The sequence below is a fragment of the Hugonella massiliensis genome (assembly GCA_001486445.1).
Taxonomy (GTDB): Bacteria; Actinomycetota; Coriobacteriia; order Coriobacteriales; family Eggerthellaceae; genus Hugonella; species Hugonella massiliensis.
The window spans coordinates 1-17,559 of the sequence record LN908985.1 but is presented as its reverse complement, the minus strand read 5'-3'; the positions used below and the strand labels follow the sequence as shown (position 1 = coordinate 17,559).

The following is a 17,559-nucleotide window of genomic DNA, read 5'->3' as shown; positions in this document are numbered from 1 at the left end:
ATCGAAACAATCTCCTGGTATCCTTGACGAAGCAAGCGTAAGCGGGCGTCGCACCAAAGCGGGGCGGCCCGTGCGGCTTCCGGTCGACAGGCAAGAAGGAGCTCGTATGACGAGTAGCATCGAAGAAACCTACGGATCGATGGTCTTCAACGATCGCGTAATGAAGGAAAAGCTCCCCAAGGACACCTACAAGTCCCTGCAGAGCACCATCAAAGAGGGAACGCCCCTCAACCTCGAGGTGGCCAACGTCGTTGCCCATGCCATGAAGGAATGGGCCATGGAACACGGCGCCACCCACTACACCCATTGGTTCCAGCCGCTCACGGGCATCACGTCCGAAAAGCACGACAGCTTCCTCGAGCCCGCCGGCGACGGCATGGCCATCACCAAGTTCTCGGGCAAGGAACTCATCCAAGGCGAGCCCGACGCCTCGAGCTTCCCGAGCGGCGGCCTGCGCGCCACCTTCGAAGCGCGCGGCTACACGGCTTGGGACCCCACCAGCTACGCCTTCATCAAAGACGAAGTGCTCTGCATTCCCACCGCCTTCTGCTCCTACACGGGCGAGGCGCTCGACAAGAAGACCCCGCTGCTCCGTTCGATGAGCGCCATTTCCGACCAAGCCAATCGCGTGCTCGCCCACTTCGGCGAAGACGGCCACCGCGTCGTCACCACGGTCGGTGCCGAACAGGAATACTTCCTCATTTCCGAAAAGGACTACGAAGCCCGTCAGGACCTCATGGTCGCTGGCCGCACCCTCTTCGGCGCGCCGCCGGTCAAGGGCCAGGAAATGGAAGACCACTACTTCGGCGCCATCCGCCCCACGGTCAACAACTTCATGAAGGAACTCGACGACGTCCTGTGGAAGCTCGGCGTGCCGGCCAAGACCAAGCACAACGAAGTGGCTCCCTGCCAGCACGAGCTCGCGCCCGTGTTCGAAAACTCCAACGCGGCCATCGACCACAACCTGCTCACGATGGAGGAAATGAAGCTGCTCGCCTCCCATCACGGGCTCGTGTGCCTGCAGCATGAAAAGCCCTTCGAGGGCATCAACGGCTCGGGCAAGCACAACAACTGGGCGCTTTCCACCGGCAAGACCAACCTGCTCGACCCGGGCGAGAACCCCGCTGAAAACCTGCGCTTCCTCATCTTCCTCACCTGCGTGATTGAATGCGTCGACGACTACCAGGAACTCCTGCGCATGTCGGTGGCGTCTGCCGGTAACGACCATCGTCTGGGCGCCAACGAAGCGCCGCCGGCCATCATCTCGATCTTCCTGGGCACCGAGCTTTCGGGTATCGTCGACGCCATCGTCGAGGGCCACGCCTACGAAAACGCCGAGCGCGCCGTCATGGACCTGGGCGTCGATGTGCTGCCCAACTTCCTGAAGGACAACACCGATCGCAACCGCACGAGCCCCTTCGCCTTCACCGGCAACAAGTTCGAGTTCCGCATGCCCGGCAGCCAGGTGAACCTGTCCGATTGCAACATGGTCCTCAACACGGCCATGGCGCATGCGCTCAAGAAGTTCGCCGACGCCACCGAAGGTCTGGAAGGCGAGGAATTCGAAAAGGCCGCCCTCAAGTACATCAAGGACGACCTGACCGCCCACCAGCGTATCATCTACGACGGCAACGGCTACGGCGAAGATTGGCCGCTCGAAGCCGAAAAGCGCGGCCTTGCCAACCACAAGAACACCGCCGAAGCCCTGCCGTGCCTGGTCGACCAGAAGTCCTTCGACCTCTTCGAGGAATTCGGCGTTCTCACCGAAGCCGAGGTGCGCAGCCGCTACGAGGTCAAGCTCGACAAGTACACTAAGACCCTCAACATCGAGTGCAACCTCATGGAGCGCATGGCCCATCGCAACTACGTGCCCGCGATCAGCGCCTACGCGACCAAGGTGGCCAAGGGCATCACGACGATCCGCGAGGCTATGCCCGAGGCCGACTTGTCCGACCAGCATCAGTCGCTCGCCGTCCTGCTCGACGGCGTGAAGAAGATCAACGCCGCCCTGCATGCCCTGCAGGCCGAGCATGCCGCCGCCGAAGCCATCGCCGACAGCCAGCAGCAGGCCAACGCCTACGCCGAAAAGGTCGTCCCGGCCATGCAGAACCTGCGCGATGCGGTCGACGCGATGGAATCGGTCACCGACCATGGCTATTGGCCCGTGCCCACCTACAACGACATCCTCTTCTACGCGTAAGCGCGCGACAGAGACATGCGAAAGGCCCTGCAGCTTGAGGCTGCAGGGCCTTTTCGGTGCGCTCGGAGCGGGCCGGGCGTCGGGGCTGTCGCCCTACTATTGAAGAAGGCTCGTCAGTTCGCCTTGGGCCAGCACGGTTACCTTGTGGGTCGCGCGCGACAGAGCCGTGTAGAGGCGACGCTTGGCAAGCGGGGTGTCGGGGTAGGCCTGCTCTTGTGCGTCGGGAATGATGACGTGGTCGAACTCGAGCCCCTTGGCGGTGGGCAAATCAAGCACGACGACCCCTTCGGCAGGGAGGGACATCTGGCCGTGGATGTAGGTGGCCGCATCGCCTAGCTGCTTGGCCAGCCACTTGGTGCGGCTGCGGTCGGCGGCGATGATCGCGCAGAGGCCGGGCTCGGCCGCAGCTTCCGCAACCGCCTCTTTAAGCGCTGCCAGGTAATCGGCCGCATCCGCGTAGGTATGGATGCCGGCTGGGGTGCCGGCATGCTGTACCGACGAAACGTTCATGGCCTCGCGGGAATCCATGAGACGCGTGAAGAGGTCGGTGATTTCCGGCGACGAACGATAGCTCGTCATGAGCGTGCACTCGTCGACCGACCCGCGCACCTCGGCGAAGATGGCCCGGATTTCGTCGAAGGAGGCCGTGCCTTCCTTGATGGCCTGGTTGGGGTCGCCCAGCAGGAGGAAGTGGGCCTTGTTGAAGTAGCGGGCGAGGACCATGAGCTGGGCGCCCGTGTAGTCCTGCACTTCGTCGATCATCACGTAGCGGGCGTCACGGCGCGTGATGCCGGTTGCGGCGATCTTCGTGTACAGGTAGGCCGTCGACGACAGGTGGGGGGTGCCCAGGATCTCCCGCCCGATGCGGTCGACGTTGAGCCAGCGGGCGTCTTCGATCTGGTCGTGAGCGGCGCCGAACCGGTAGCGCACGTAGCGCTTGGCCAAGTCGGCGAGCTCTTCGTCGCTCTGAGGGTTGAGCGTTTCGCCGAAGATGCGCTGCTGCTCGATGGGACCCAAATCGAGGACGGCAGCCTTGGTCTTCTCGTCGCCCGCAAGCTGGCCCAAGCGGGCGTTGAGGCGGTCGTGAAGTTCGTCGGTTACCAGGGCTACCAGGTGCGAGCCCAGGGGCAGGTGGCCAAACTTTTCCACGGCCGTGCGCACCTGGGAGGCCTTCACGAGCAGCTCGCCGTTTTCGCGGATCTCGTTGAAGTGCTCGGGGCGCAGGCGGAAGCCCGGGACGGTGGCGTCGATCGTCCGCAGCTCGTCGGCGGTCGTGTCGGTGCCCAGGCCGTGGTCGGCAAGTCCCATCGCGTCGAGGAAGTCGCGCCAGGTGAACAGGCGCGGGTTGCTTTCGCCCATGTTGGGCAAGACCTCGTCGATGTAGGAGCCGAACACGGGATTGGGGGTGAGCAGGTAGACCTGGTCGGGGCGGAGGTTTTCGCGCTCGCGGTAGAAGAGGAAAGCGATGCGCTGCAGAAGGACCGACGTTTTTCCGCTGCCGGCGATGCCCCGAACGAGCAGGGCGGGCACGTCGTCGTGGCGCACCACTTCGTTTTGCTCTTTCTGGATGGTAGCGGTGATGGCCTGCATCTTTTCGGAATGCTGGTGGGAAAGGGCGGCAAGCAGGAGCGGGTCCTCGATGGCGACGGTCGTGTCGAAGTAGGCGTTCAGCTTGTCGCGGTCGATGTCGAACTGGCGGCGCTGCTCGAGGTTGACGTGAATGGTACGCCCGTTGGCCTCGTAGGAGGTTTCGCCGCTTTCCTGGTTGTAGTAGACCTCGGCCACGGGGCTGCGCCAGTCGACGATGAAGTGGCGGCTCGTTTCGTCGGTCATGCCGGCGCTGCCCAAGTAGATGTCGCGAGCGGGCGCGCCGGAGCGCAGGCGCAGGCGGACTTTGGCGAAGTAGGGCTGGCGCATGAGCAGTTGGGCGCGGTGGTACTTTTCGACGTTGACCTGGTTGGCTCGGTTGTAGGAATCGATTTCGGCGTTGCGCGACTGGAGTTCGGCGGCGGTTTCCATCACGTTTTCGTAGTCGGTGAAGTCGAGCGTGCGCTCTTCGCGCATGTCGCTCAGCTGCTTGGCCGCTTCGGCTTCCGTTTTGGCGATTTTACCTTCGAGCTCGGAAGCGATGCCTTCGAGCTTGCGGTAGACCTCGGAAAGGTGCTGCTGCTCTTCTTCGAATACCTGGTCCATAACGCTCCTTGATCGGTGAGGGTGAAATTTTCGGCATTCAAGTGTACTCTCCTGCGGCGCGAAGCAACACGCCTTTCGTGCGGAAGACCTTCGATTCCAAAGGACCCAAGGAAAAGGGCGTGCTGATTCGATCTCGCCCGGGCGGCCGTTCTGGCGCCCCTCCCTCGTGTGCCGCCTCTTTCATGTCGTCAACCTTCCTTTCGTTTTCCCAGCTCACACTCCATCAATCCTTTTGCTCGATGAAAAAACTCGCTCATTTCGACCCTTTTGGTCGTTTTGCCACGGGGCCCCGCGCGCCGATACTCAGCCCATCAACGAACGCGCAAGAGAAATTGGAGGGGCGCGTTCGGAACAGAGGGGTGATACCTATGACTGAACATGCAATTTCCCGTCGTAACTTCCTGGCGGGTGCCGGCGTAGCTGCTGCCACCTTGGGCGCATTCGGCCTTTCCGGTTGCGCGTCGCCTAAGAAACAGTCCGAAAAGGCCTCGTCGTCCACGGCTGCCTCGACGACCGCGGGGTCGGGCATGGGCGATGACGGGTCGGGCGCCAATCCCTGGCTCGGCGAAAAGCCGCAGATCGCCGATTCCGACGTGACCCAAACGATCGACGCCGACGTCGTCATCGTGGGTTTGGGCGCAGCCGGCTGTCCGGCGGCCCGCGCCGCCGCCGAAGCGGGCGCCAAAGTCGTCGCGCTCGAAGCCTCGTCCAAGCTCAACAGCGTGGCCACCGACATGGCCATCATCGGCGGCAAGACGATGGCGACCTGGGGTCGCGGCGACGGCTTCATGGACAAGAAGACCGTGGTGAACATGCACATGGAAGAGGGCTCCCATCATTCCAGCCAGGAAATCATCTCCCGCTGGTTCGATGAGTCCGGCGCTGCGCTCGACTGGTTCATCGAAGCCGACCCCAGCCTCTACGTGGCCAAGGAAACCTTCGAAGACATCCCCGAAGCCAACCGGGCCAACTTCCTCTTCCCCTATATGTACCCGCTGCCCGCGCACTACGACTACACCAAGGAAGACCTGCCCTGCTATCCCACCTCGGTTGGCTTTTCCGACCTGGCCGGCATGATGCAGAAGAACCTGCAGGTCGCCATCGACAAGGGCGCTGACATCCACTACGACACCAAGGGCGTCGCGCTCATCCAGGACGAGGAGGGCACGGTCACCGGCGTCTACGCCCAGGAGGTGGGTTCGAGCTCCTACCTCAAGATCAACGCCAAGAGCGTCGTCATCACGACGGGCGACTATCTGGAAAACAACGACATGATGTCCTTCTTCCAGCCCGAATGCGACGAAAACGGAATTCAGCGCCTCTCGCTCGACATGGACAAGAACGGCGCCTACACCAACGTGGGCGACGGCCATAAGATGCTCGCTTGGGCGGGTGCCGAAATCGAGCAGTGGCATGCCCCGATGATCCATCACATGGGCGGCGGTGCCGGCAGCGACGGCCGCGGCGTCATCGGCAACAACGGCTTCCTCTGGCTCAACAAGAACGGCAAGCGCTTCATGAACGAAGACGTGCCCGGCCAGCAGCTCGAAAACCAGGTCGAGCGCCAGCCCGACCGCTTCGCCTGGCAGTTCTTCGACGGTGCGTGGCCCCAGGAGCTCGAATACTTCCCGGCCAACCACGGCTGCGCCTGCTTCTACCGTGAAGACGGTGCCGTGCCCGACTGGTATTCCAACGGCCAGAAGATCAACATCCGCACGCCTTCCGACATCCAGGCTGCCGTCGACGACGGTCGCTGCATCAAGGCCGACACGCTCGACGAGCTCCTTTCCAAGCTCGACATCGACGCCGACGAGGCCAAGAAGTCGATCGAGCGCTACAACGAGCTTGCCAAGGCCGGCGAGGATACCGACTTCTTCAAGAGCTCGCAGCGTCTCTTTGCCCTGCAAACCCCGCCCTTCTACGCGGCCAAGTGCGGTGTGGCCCTCACGCTCGGCAACGAGGGCGGTGCCGTTTCCGACGGCGACTGCCATGTGTACGCCGAAGACGGCACCCTCATCAAAGGCGTCTATGTAGCCGGTGCCCCGCAGGGCGGTCGCTTCAACGTGCAGTACCCCATTTCCATGAAGGGCCTTTCGCTTTCCATGTGCATGACCTTCGGCAAGATCGCCGGCGAGAACGCGGCAAAGCAGGCCTAACCACGCATATTCCGAAGAGGCGGCGGCGCGCATCCCCTCCCGTGTGCCGCTCGTCCGAAGGGCCCGACGAACTGCAGCCGTCGGGCCCCCTTTCGTGCGCGCGCCTTCTCGCCTTGGGTTCGGTGGCCGATGAGGAAGGCGGGTCCGCGGCCTTGCGCCCCCGCTCGGCAATCGAGCGGGCCCTTTGCTTGCGCTATGATAAAACGATACGTGCAATCGATGGGAGGAGGGACGCCCATGGAATCCGTGCCGGCAATCGAGGCAGGTGCCTACCGCCATTTCAAGGGCAACTACTATTGGGCCTTCGGCCTGGCGCGCCATTCCGAAACCGAAGAACCCCTCGTGGTCTATCGCGCCCTCTACGGGGACGCCGGCCTGTGGGCGCGTCCCTTCAGCCTTTTCACGAGCCCGGTCGACCGGGCAAAATACCCCGATGTCGCACAGGAAATGCGGTTCGAGAAGGTTCCCGACGAAGAGGTCGCCGGCCTGCGTGCCGCCCATCCCGATTGGTTCGTCCTCTAGCTGCCAAGGCCTTTGCGGGACAACGCCGGAGAAGGAGGGCCCATGGCGCGACGTGACACACGGGCCGGCGCGGAAGCCGGGCCCCCTACGCTCAGCCTGCGCGCCACGCAGGTTCTGGGCTTCTGCTTCTATTGGGCGTGGGTCTACCTGTCCTTCAACGCGAGCTCGTCGCTCAACTTCAGTCTTGTCCAGCGTTCGGAAATGCTCTGGGTGCATACGGCCTCCTGCGTGGCAGGCGTGGCGTTCTTCGCGTTCGTCATCGCCTTCTCCCGTCGGTCCGTGCGGTGGTTCGCCCATAAGCGGGCCCTGCGCATAGCCGGCGTGGCGATGGCGGTGGGGACCGCCTGCTATGCCTTTCCCGCGTGGGCGCCCCTGCCCGTTATGGTCGCAGGCGCGGCGGTCACGGGGGTGGCGACCTGCTGGATTATCGTGTTCTGGGGGTCGCTGTTCAGCGAGATGTCGCTGCGCGGAATCATCGTCTCCACGGCGGGATCCTTCTTCTGCGCCCACATCATCTATGTGGCGGTGGGGACCCTGCCGCCTGTGGCTGCGGGCCTCGTGCACATCTGCCTGCCCGTGCTCGCGGCTTTCCTCATCCCCGACGCCCAGGCCTTCGCTCGCTCCGTGAGGTCGGCGGCGCCCCTTTCGAGCGAGCTGCCCGATGCGGACGCGTCGTCGGGTCGCTCGATCGTGCCCGTGCGCCAACTGCCCTGGTCGCTCGCCGTCAGCCTCTTCGCAATCATGCTCGTCTACGGTGGCATGCGCATTTACGTGGGGGTGATCGACGCGCCCGCCAACATGGAAGGGTCCCTTGCCATGCTCGGCGTGGCCCTTGCCGTCTGCGGCGGCTTTGCCGTGTGGGGGTGGCTGCGGGGCAATACGAGCGCAAGCGTGGGACCCGTCTTCAAAGGCGCGGTCGTCTTGCTCGTCTTTTGTCTCTTGCTTGCCGCCTTTTACGGCGCGGCGCTCGTCTCGATCATCGCCCCTCTCGTCACGGTGGTCGACGTCGTCGTCGAAATCCTCTGCTGGGTCTTGCTCGCCGACCGGGCGCGCACCCAGCGCACGCCCGCCTTCCTTGTGTTCGTCTTGGGGCGTGCGGCCGTCGAAGCGGGTATGATGGCCGGCCAGCTTATCGGTTGGGCAAGCTACGGGCAGATCGTTCCCTTTGCCATTTCGGGCACCTGCCTGCTCGTTGTCGCGGTCGGCTTCCTTATGCGGGACCCCGACACGGTTCTCGTGTTCGAAGCGCCCACGCAGAAGGAACGCGATGCGGTCGAAGAGCTTACCGGCACCCCTATCGGCGAACGCTTGGGCCAGGTTGCCGAAGCTTGCGGCCTCACCCAGCGCGAGCGCGAGATCTTCGAGCTTTGGGCGACGGGCCATGGGTCGAAATACATCCAGGAAACGTGCTCGATCAGCGCTTCCACGGTAAAGACCCACGTGCGCCACATCTACGAAAAGTGCGGCGTGCACAGTCGGGCCGAAATCATCGACCTGCTCGAACGGCGCGGATAGGGGCGCAGGCGGCTCGTGGGCGGGGCCGCCGTTCACACCCATTGCGTGCAAGATGCACAATCACTCTACTGTGTTGGAGTACAATTCAACGTATTTTGAAGTCGAATCTACCTGAATTGCCGTCGAGGAGCGCGCTGTGACCGACCAGGCTCGCATCATCACCTACGACTGCACCTTGCGCGATGGCGAGCAAGGTGCCGGCATCTCGTTTTCCCTTGAAGACAAGCTCGCCATCGTGTCGCGCCTCGACGCTTTCGGCATCGATATCATCGAGGGCGGCTTCCCCGCGTCGAACCCCAAAGACATCGCCTTCTTCAAGCGCGTGCAGACGCTCGGTTTGACGCATGCCCGAATCGCGGCCTTCGGGTCGACCTGCCGCAAGGGAACGCCGGCCGAGGTCGATAGCGGCTTAGCCGATATCGTGGCGAGCGGCGCACCTGTGGCCACGATCGTGGGCAAGAGCTGGGACGCCCAGGTCACGCGCGCCCTGCGCACCTCGCTTGAGGAAAACCTGCGCATGGTGCGCGATTCGGTGGCTTTTCTCAAGAAGGCCGGGATGGACGTCGTGTTCGACGCCGAGCATTTCTTCGACGGTTATCGGGCCAATCCCGACTACGCCCTCGCCGTGCTCGACGCAGCCGCCCAGGCCGGCGCCGACTCGATCGACCTGTGCGAAACGAACGGGGGCATGCTGCCCTTCCAGGTGCAGGCCATCGTCGAGGTCGTCGCGGCCCATCTGCCCGGCCAGCGCATCGGCATCCATACCCACAACGACACAGGGTGCGCCGTGGCCAACGCGCTTGCCGCCGTGCAGGCGGGGGCCGTGCAGGTGCAGGGGACGGTCAACGGCTACGGCGAGCGCGTGGGCAATGCCGACCTGCTCACCCTGATCGCCGACCTACAGCTCAAGATGGGCCGCACCTGCGTGCCCGATCTTACCGAACTTACCAACGTGGCCAATTTCGTCGCCGAAACGGCCAATCTCAAGCTGCCCGCCCACACGCCCTACACGGGGTCGGCGGCCTTTGCCCACAAGGGCGGCCTGCACGCAAGCGCCCTCGCGCGCTTTTCGGCGGCCTACGAGCACGTCGCGCCCGAGAGCGTGGGCAACCTGCAGCATGTGCTCGTGAGCGAGCTCGCCGGCAAGGCCTCGCTTGTGTCGAAGGCTCGGGCGCTCGGTATCGACCTTTCAGACGACCCCCAGATGGACCAGGAGATTCTCGACGATGTCAAGCGGCGTGAATCGGAAGGCTACTCCTACGAAGTGGCCGACGGGTCCCTGTCTTTGCTCATGCTCAAGCATCTGGGCGCCTTCACGCCCCATTTCTCGCTCGAAAGCTTTCGTGTTATCGTGGACGACCGCGAAGACAGCGGCCCGTGGGCAGCAGATGCGGCGAGCGAGGCGACCATCAAGATCCACGTGGGCGACAAAAGGTTCGTTGCGACGGGGGAGGGCGTGGGCCCGGTGGGCGCGCTCGACAGCGCGTTGCGCCTTGCGATGGGGGAGTCCTTCCCCGAAATCGCTCGGTTCGGCCTCGTTGACTTCAAGGTGCGCATTCTCGACGGCAACGCCGGAACGAGCGCCGTCACCCGCGTCGTGATTACGACCGCCAGCGATGCCGAAAGCTGGGGCACGGTCGGCGTGAGCGAGAACATCATCGAAGCATCATGGAACGCGCTTGTCGACTCCATTGAATACGGCCTGATCAGATTGGGGAAATGACCTATGAGCGATCTGCGTACGCCGAGCGTCGAGGCCCTGCTCGACGTGTTCGTCGGGGTGCAGGACACCGATACCGCCTTCGCCCTCATGGAAGACCTCTTCACCATTCGCGAAATCAAAGAGACCTCGCAGCGGCTGGCGGTGGCCCGCATGCTTGATGACGGCAAGCCCTATGTGGCCATTGAAGAAGCCACCGGCGCTTCGGCCACGACGATCGCCCGCGTGTCCAAGGCGCTCAACTACGGGTCGGGCGGGTATCGCACGGCGATCGACATCGCCAACCGGGCCCAGGCCCTGCACGACGATTCCGCCGAAGGTCAAGCGGATGCCGCCGAGAACTCGGAAGACCCGCGCGACGAGCGCTAGAGGAGGGTGCGCACCATGAAACGTTTGCTTATCGTGGTCGATTATCAGAACGACTTCGTCGACGGGGCGCTCGGCTTCCCTGGGGCCGACCTGCTCGATGCCCGGATCGCCGGAAAGATTCGCGCCTACCATGACCAGGGTGACCAGGTCATCTTCACGATGGATACCCACCTTTCTAACTACCTGCGCACCCAGGAAGGTCGCAACCTGCCCGTCGAGCACTGCATCGAAGGCACGCACGGCTGGGAGCTCTTCGGTGCAACGGCAGCGGCCCGTCTCGACCGCGACCTCGTCTTCGAAAAGCCGACCTTCGCTTCGGCCAAACTCTTCAATTATCTCGACAAGGCCAACCATGCGGCGAGCGAAGTGGGGCGCCTGCCCTTTTCGAGCATCGAGCTCGTGGGGCTTGTGAGCAACATCTGCGTGGTGAGCAACGCGATGCTCGCCAAGGCCGCCTGTCCCGAGGTGCCCGTCATCGTTGACGCAACGTGCACGGCGTCGGCCGACGACCGTCTCAACGCCGAAGCCCTCGATATCCTCGAAAGCGTGCAGGTGCAGGTGGTCAACCGCCCGTAGGGAGGTCGTCCCCGTCCCTCTTTAAAAGAAAGCGCCCGACCCGTCCATCATCTGGCGACGGGCCGGGCGCTTTGTGCGAGAGGGCAGGAGAAGCGAGCCCTCTGCTACTGGGTCGTCTTCCCGTAGCGCTCCACGTTGCGGGCGAAGGTTTCCAGAATAAGCTGGGCACGGGTGCTGATCGGCGTGGTGTTGCGGGCGAGGAAGGCGGGCACCTCGTCGACGGGGACCGTGAACACCTGGATGTATTCGGTCGATTCGGGGGCTTGCCCCAAGGTGGGCTCGTTTTCCACGTGCACGTAGACCACCTGGATGCTCTCCTCGCTCATGCCGGCCGAGGAAAGCGACGGCTGGGAGAGGGGTCGCACGTGCGCCGCGCCGTGGGCGTCACGCTTAAGGGCATAACCGGTCTCCTCGCGCAGCTCGCGCTCAACGGCCTGCTCGTAGGTTTCGCCCGGGTCGATGAGCCCTGCGGGGAAGGCGATGCACCAGCTGTTCACGGGGTAGCGGAACTCTTTAATAAGGACGAGACGATTATCGGCTGTGCGTGGCACGATGCAGACGGCATCGGGAATCTGAGCATGGGGCGGGTTTTGAGAAAGGCCGCGGAGCTCTTCCACATAGGCCGCGCGGTCTTTGCGCGATACGCTTTCATAGCGATAGGCGCGCCCGTCGGGCAGCCGGTAGGTAAGTAGGTATTTCTTGATCCACCCGTCGGCAACCTGCTCGACATCGATCAGTTCCGGCGTGGGAAGCGCGTGCTGGTCCATAGACACCCTTTCCTTGAATCAACGTAGTAATAAGTATACGTCGCAGGCGCCCACGAATCGTGCAGTTGCGGGCCGTATGGTCCCTCACCTGGGCAAACGCCCCGCCGCCCCGGCCCCCTCACGCCCGGTTGTGTGCGAACCGTGGAGAAGGGCCCCCGCGCTTGCCCCGAGGGGGGCGGCCGCGTATTATATCTTCTTGCCGCTTGAAGCGGCGCCCGCCCCCCCAGCGGGGGCGCGGGAGGACCTTGAGAACCGGATACTGCGAACGAGAGAATTCAAGCTAGACGAACCCCGTCGTTCCGCGGCAGCCTCCAACGAGGCCGCGGGAAGACGGAAAACGAAACAGAGATCTCACAGATCCGTTGGAAGAGAGACTGTCGGCCCCCTCGGGGGCCGCGCTTTAAACGGAGAGTTTGATCCTGGCTCAGGATGAACGCTGGCGGCGTGCCTAACACATGCAAGTCGAACGATTAACCCGCCTTCGGGCGGTCATAGAGTGGCGAACGGGTGAGTAACACGTGACCAACCTGCCCCCTGCTCCGGGATAGCCCCGCGAAAGCGGGATTAACACCGGGTACTCCCGCGGGACCGCATGGCCCCGCGGGGAAACGGATTCAGCGGCAGGGGATGGGGTCGCGTCCCATTAGGTAGTAGGCGGGGCAACGGCCCACCTAGCCCGCGATGGGTAGCCGGGTTGAGAGACCGATCGGCCACATTGGGACTGAGATACGGCCCAGACTCCTACGGGAGGCAGCAGTGGGGAATTTTGCGCAATGGGGGCAACCCTGACGCAGCAACGCCGCGTGCGGGACGGAGGCCTTCGGGTCGTAAACCGCTTTCAGCAGGGAAGAACCATGACGGTACCTGCAGAAGAAGCTCCGGCTAACTACGTGCCAGCAGCCGCGGTAATACGTAGGGAGCGAGCGTTATCCGGATTCATTGGGCGTAAAGCGCGCGTAGGCGGCTCGCCAAGCGGGGTCTCAAACCCGGGGGCTCAACCTCCGGCCCGACCCCGAACCGGCGGGCTCGAGTTCGGTAGAGGAAGACGGAATTCCCGGTGTAGCGGTGAAATGCGCAGATATCGGGAAGAACACCGATGGCGAAGGCAGTCTTCTGGGCCGACACTGACGCTGAGGTGCGAAAGCTAGGGGAGCGAACAGGATTAGATACCCTGGTAGTCCTAGCCGTAAACGATGGGCACTAGGTGTGGGGGAGCCCTTCCCCCGTGCCGCAGCTAACGCATTAAGTGCCCCGCCTGGGGAGTACGGCCGCAAGGCTAAAACTCAAAGGAATTGACGGGGGCCCGCACAAGCAGCGGAGCATGTGGCTTAATTCGAAGCAACGCGAAGAACCTTACCAGGGCTCGACATCCGGGTGAAGCGGCGGAGACGCCGTGGCCGAGAGGAGCCCGGACAGGTGGTGCATGGCTGTCGTCAGCTCGTGTCGTGAGATGTTGGGTTAAGTCCCGCAACGAGCGCAACCCCTGCCCCATGTTGCCAGCATTGAGTTGGGGACTCATGGGGGACTGCCGGCGTCAAGCCGGAGGAAGGTGGGGACGACGTCAAGTCATCATGCCCCTTATGCCCTGGGCTGCACACGTGCTAGAATGGCCGGCACAGCGGGATGCGAAGGAGCGATCCGGAGCGGATCCCCCAAAGCCGGTCCCAGTTCGGATCGGGGGCTGCAACCCGCCCCCGTGAAGTCGGAGTTGCTAGTAATCGCGGATCAGCACGCCGCGGTGAATACGTTCCCGGGCCTTGTACACACCGCCCGTCACACCACCCGAGTCGTCTGCACCCGAAGTCGCCGGCCGAACCCGCAAGGGGCGGAGGCGCCGAAGGTGTGGAGGGTAAGGGGGGTGAAGTCGTAACAAGGTAGCCGTACCGGAAGGTGCGGCTGGATCACCTCCTTTCTAGGGAGAAATCGGGCGCCAGCCCGAAGCGCGGTCGAGCGAGAGCTCCCGCGCCCCGGAAGGCGAATGGGTTCGCCTCACAGGGGAAAAAGTGTACGAAAGCTTGAAGCCCCTATCTCTCGTCTCGCGGCATCCGGGCCCGAGGGCCCTCCCTCGGACGGTCGGGGAAACCTCCCCCTCCGGGCACCTTGAGAGTTGCATAGCGTTTCATAGAAACTGAAAGAATCATCAGCGAGAATCCCTCAGATTCGTTTTTCAAACTAATTCGATCTTCCGGGAATCCCGCAGGTGGTTCGCATTACACGATCGCAATAACTAAGATATGGATACCCGAAATACTTTTATTTCGAACTGACGCCTCCCGCGCAGAAGCGCGGGAGGGGACGCGAAGGGAAATGAAGATACGTAGGGCGCACGGTGGATGCCTTGGCATAGGAAGGCTTCGAAGGACGCGGCAAGCTGCGATAATCTGCGGTGAGGAGCAAACATCCCTCGACCCGCAGGTCTCCGAACGGGGCAACCCGCCAGAGCGGAGCTCTGGCACCTCCCGCCGAACGCATAGGCGGGAAGGGGCGAACCGGGGGAACTGAAACATCTAAGTACCCCGAGGAAAGGAAATCAACCGAGATCGCGCGAGTAGCGGCGAGCGAAAGCGCGTTTAGCCTAAACCCATGCATGCGCACAGCCTGCAGGCGTTGCTGCATGGGGGTCGTGGGAGCGCGCATCCGGTCCCTGCAGGGGCCGGCGCCGGTTACAAAGGGACTGGGAAGCGGAACGGCATGGAAAGGCCGGCCGGAGCGGGCGAGAGCCCCGTACGCGGACCCCAGTCCCCCGGCGGACGCGCATCCCGAGTACAGCCGGGCACGTGAAACCCGGTTGGAAGCAGGGGGGACCGCCCTCCAAGGCTGAATACTCTCCTATGACCGATAGAGGACCAGTACCGTGAGGGAAAGGTGAAAAGCACCCCGAGAGGGGAGTGAAACAGTACCTGAAACCGTGCGCCCGCAAGCAGTCGGAGCAGAGGATTCCTCTGTGACGGCGTGCCTTTTGTAGAATGAGCCAGCGAGTTACGGTGCGCTGCGAGGTTAAGCTTCGAAGCGAGCCGCAGTGAAAGCGAGCCTTTAAGATGGCGGTGAGTAGCGCGCCGTAGACGCGAAGCCGGGTGAGCTATCCATGGGCAGGGTGAAGCGGGGGTAAGACCCCGTGGAGGCCCGAACCCACTTCGGTTGAAAACGGAGGGGACGACCCGTGGATAGGGGTGAAAGGCCAATCAAACCCGGAGATATCTCGTTCTCCCCGAAATAGCTTTAGGGCTAGCCGCGGCCGTACGATGCCGGAGGTAGAGCACTGGACTTCCGAGGGGGCCTCACCGCCTGCCGAGGAAAACCAAACTCCGAATGCCGGCATCCCATTGGCCGCGAGTCAGAGCATGTGGGCTAAGCTGTGTGCTCGAGAGGGAAACAGCCCAGACCGCCCGCTAAGGCCCCCAAGTCCGTGCCGAGTGGCAAAGGATGTGCGTTTGCCTAGACAACCAGGATGTTGGCTTAGAAGCAGCCATGCATTTAAAGAGTGCGTAACAGCTCACTGGTCGAGTGGACATGCGCCGACAATTCACGGGGCTAAGCACGGCGCCGAAGCGGCGGACGGATCGAGAGATCCTGTGGTAGGGGAGCTTTCCCGGAGGGGCGAAGCGCGAGGGGCGACCCCGCGTGGACATCCGGGAAGTGAGAATGCTGGCATGAGTAACGAGAGAGGGGCGGGAAACCCCTCCGCCGTAAGCCTAAGGGTTCCTGGGCAACGCTAATCGCCCCAGGGTCAGTCGGGAGCTAAGCCGAGGCGGACACGCGTAGGCGATGCACAACAGGCGGACATTCCTGTACCGCCGCGGGCCGTCACCACCGACGGGGTGACGGGGAAGGGTAGCCGGGCGGGGTTCTGGACGTCCCCGTGAAAGCGCGTAGGGCGGTCGGCATGGAAACCAGCCGACCGATGAGCCCGAGACGCGAGACGAAGGATCTGATCCGAAGCCGGCGAGCCCATGCCCCCTGGAAAAACCTCTAGGGAGGCCCGCGGCGCCCGTACCAAAACCGACACAGGTAGGCGGGTAGAGCATACCGAGGCGATCGGGAGAACCATGGTTAAGGAACTCGGCATACCGACCCCGTAACTTCGGGAGAAGGGGTGCCCGCCCAGGTGAGGGAGCTAGCCTCCGGAGCCCGGGCGGGCCGCAGCGAAACGGCCCAAGCGACTGTTTATCAAAAACACAGGACTCTGCAAAGCCGCAAGGCGACGTATAGGGTCTGACGCCTGCCCGGTGCCGGAAGGTTACGCGGAAGCGTTAGCGAAAGCGAGGCGCCGAAGCCAAGCCCCGGTAAACGGCGGCCGTAACTATAACGGTCCTAAGGTAGCGAAATTCCTTGTCGGGTAAGTTCCGACCTGCACGAATGGCGTAACGACTTGGGCGCTGTCTCAACCATGGACCCGGTGAAATTGCATTGTTCGTGAAGATGCGAACTTCCCGCGGAAGGACGGAAAGACCCCGTGAACCTTTACTACAGCTTGGCATTGATCGTTGGCTCGGTGCGTAGAGGATAGGTGGGAGGCTATGAACCCCGGGCGCCAGCCCGGGCGGAGCCGCCCTTGGAATACCACCCTCACCGTTCCGGCGATCTAACGCGCGGCCGCGATCCGGCGCGCGGACCGTGCCAGGCGGGTAGTTTGACTGGGGCGGTCGCCTCCCAAAGAGTAACGGAGGCGTGCGCAAGGTCCGCTCAGGACGGTCGGCAACCGTCCGCAGAGCACAAGAGTACAAGCGGGCTTGACTGCGAGGCCGACGAGCCGAGCAGGTGGGAAACCAGGTTCTAGTGATCCGGCGGCCCGACGTGGAACGGCCGTCGCTCAACGGATAAAAGGTACTCCGGGGATAACAGGCTGATCTTGCCCAAGAGTCCACATCGACGGCAAGGTTTGGCACCTCGATGTCGGCTCATCGCATCCTGGGGCTGAAGTCGGTCCCAAGGGTATGGCTGTTCGCCATTCAAAGCGGTACGCGAGCTGGGTTCAGAACGTCGTGAGACAGTTCGGTCCCTATCCTCCGCGGGCGCAAGAGAACTGAGGAGATCTGCCCCTAGTACGAGAGGACCGGGGTGGACGGACCTCTGGTGCAGCGGTTGTCGGCCAACGGCACTGCCGCGTAGCTACGTCCGGAACGGATAAGCGCTGAAGGCATCTAAGCGCGAAGCCGTCTCCAAGATGAGTTCTCTTTCCGGTAAGACCCCTCGTAGACCACGAGGTTGATAGGCCGCAGCTGCAAGCGCCGCGAGGCGCTCAGGCGAGCGGTACTAATCGGTCGAGCTCTTCATCTCAATTCGCACCCGTATCTGACGGTCCGTGAGGTTTCCGTGAGCGCCATGCAACCCCCAGGGTCGGCCCGGAGCCGCCTTGGAAAACCTAGAGAGATCCTAACCAGGACCTCGCGGGGGAGCGCCCCCCGCGAGCGCGACCATGGAGCGGGGGATCACCCGGACCCATTCCGAACCCGGCAGTTAAGCCCCGCATCGCCGAAAGTACTGCGGGGGAAGCCCGTGGGAGGATAGGGCGTCGCGCTCGCGGAGGGCGCTTTTTCTTTG

The 17,559-nt window shown here is 63.2% G+C and carries 9 protein-coding genes and 3 rRNA genes; 10 read left to right on the top strand and 2 right to left on the bottom strand.

Annotation, left to right across the window (positions count from 1 at the left end):
• Window positions 1-106 precede the first annotated feature (106 nt).
• Entirely contained in the window at window positions 107-2,200 is a 2,094-nt protein-coding gene (locus BN3270_RS01870) for a glutamine synthetase III family protein (RefSeq protein WP_058985511.1), read from the top strand.
• Between the two features lie 96 nt (window positions 2,201-2,296).
• On the opposite strand, the gene BN3270_RS01865 is transcribed toward BN3270_RS01870, so the two are convergent.
• On the bottom strand, window positions 2,297-4,393 hold the full coding sequence (locus tag BN3270_RS01865; protein ID WP_058985510.1) for a HelD family protein: 2,097 nt from the start codon (window positions 4,391-4,393) through the stop codon (window positions 2,297-2,299).
• 368 nt (window positions 4,394-4,761) lie between these two features.
• Between BN3270_RS01865 and BN3270_RS01855 the strand changes: the two genes are divergently transcribed.
• From BN3270_RS01855 to BN3270_RS01830, 6 genes are all read left to right on the top strand, one after another.
• A complete protein-coding gene (locus BN3270_RS01855; RefSeq protein WP_058985508.1) occupies window positions 4,762-6,549 on the top strand; it encodes an FAD-dependent oxidoreductase in 1,788 nt (595 codons plus the stop codon).
• Window positions 6,550-6,786: 237 nt separating this feature from the next.
• Window positions 6,787-7,071, top strand: coding sequence for a DUF1653 domain-containing protein (locus BN3270_RS01850; protein WP_058985507.1), 285 nt, complete (start codon window positions 6,787-6,789; stop codon window positions 7,069-7,071).
• Window positions 7,072-7,113: 42 nt separating this feature from the next.
• The gene (locus BN3270_RS01845) at window positions 7,114-8,586 is read left to right on the top strand and encodes a helix-turn-helix transcriptional regulator (protein WP_058985506.1); all 1,473 of its coding nucleotides are present in this window, start codon (window positions 7,114-7,116) and stop codon (window positions 8,584-8,586) included.
• A 136-nt stretch (window positions 8,587-8,722) separates the two neighbouring features.
• Complete coding sequence (gene cimA, locus BN3270_RS01840; protein ID WP_058985505.1) at window positions 8,723-10,309, top strand: citramalate synthase; 1,587 nt, start codon at window positions 8,723-8,725, stop codon at window positions 10,307-10,309.
• A gap of 3 nt (window positions 10,310-10,312) precedes the next feature.
• Window positions 10,313-10,675 carry a YerC/YecD family TrpR-related protein gene (locus tag BN3270_RS01835; protein ID WP_058985504.1) on the top strand — a complete coding sequence of 121 codons (363 nt, stop codon included), beginning with the start codon at window positions 10,313-10,315 and terminating at the stop codon, window positions 10,673-10,675.
• A 15-nt stretch (window positions 10,676-10,690) separates the two neighbouring features.
• A complete protein-coding gene (locus BN3270_RS01830; protein ID WP_058985503.1) occupies window positions 10,691-11,251 on the top strand; it encodes a cysteine hydrolase family protein in 561 nt (186 codons plus the stop codon).
• Window positions 11,252-11,355: 104 nt separating this feature from the next.
• Here the strand turns inward: BN3270_RS01830 and BN3270_RS01825 are convergent, their stop codons facing one another.
• A complete protein-coding gene (locus tag BN3270_RS01825; protein WP_058985502.1) occupies window positions 11,356-12,018 on the bottom strand; it encodes an NUDIX domain-containing protein in 663 nt (220 codons plus the stop codon).
• 401 nt (window positions 12,019-12,419) lie between these two features.
• Here BN3270_RS01825 and BN3270_RS01820 point away from each other — a divergent pair.
• The 3 genes from BN3270_RS01820 to rrf all read left to right on the top strand — a co-directional run bounded on the left by BN3270_RS01820 (window position 12,420) and on the right by rrf (window position 17,539).
• A 16S ribosomal RNA gene (locus BN3270_RS01820) occupies window positions 12,420-13,930 on the top strand.
• Between the two features lie 394 nt (window positions 13,931-14,324).
• Window positions 14,325-17,295 (top strand): 23S ribosomal RNA (locus tag BN3270_RS01815).
• A 129-nt stretch (window positions 17,296-17,424) separates the two neighbouring features.
• Window positions 17,425-17,539: ribosomal RNA gene (gene rrf, locus BN3270_RS01810) — 5S ribosomal RNA — on the top strand.
• Together the 16S, 23S and 5S rRNA genes form the textbook arrangement of a ribosomal RNA operon.
• Window positions 17,540-17,559: the final 20 nt, after the last annotated feature.

Excerpts from the sequence above, each read along its gene's own strand:
- BN3270_RS01870 (WP_058985511.1), top strand. The coding sequence starts at position 107 with ATGACGAGTAGCATCGAAGAAACCTACGGATCGATGGTCTTCAACGAT.
- BN3270_RS01865 (WP_058985510.1), bottom strand. The coding sequence starts at position 4,393 with ATGGACCAGGTATTCGAAGAAGAGCAGCAGCACCTTTCCGAGGTCTAC.
- BN3270_RS01855 (WP_058985508.1), top strand. The coding sequence starts at position 4,762 with ATGACTGAACATGCAATTTCCCGTCGTAACTTCCTGGCGGGTGCCGGC.
- BN3270_RS01850 (WP_058985507.1), top strand. The coding sequence starts at position 6,787 with ATGGAATCCGTGCCGGCAATCGAGGCAGGTGCCTACCGCCATTTCAAG.
- BN3270_RS01845 (WP_058985506.1), top strand. The coding sequence starts at position 7,114 with ATGGCGCGACGTGACACACGGGCCGGCGCGGAAGCCGGGCCCCCTACG.
- BN3270_RS01835 (WP_058985504.1), top strand. The coding sequence starts at position 10,313 with ATGAGCGATCTGCGTACGCCGAGCGTCGAGGCCCTGCTCGACGTGTTC.
- BN3270_RS01830 (WP_058985503.1), top strand. The coding sequence starts at position 10,691 with ATGAAACGTTTGCTTATCGTGGTCGATTATCAGAACGACTTCGTCGAC.
- BN3270_RS01825 (WP_058985502.1), bottom strand. The coding sequence starts at position 12,018 with ATGGACCAGCACGCGCTTCCCACGCCGGAACTGATCGATGTCGAGCAG.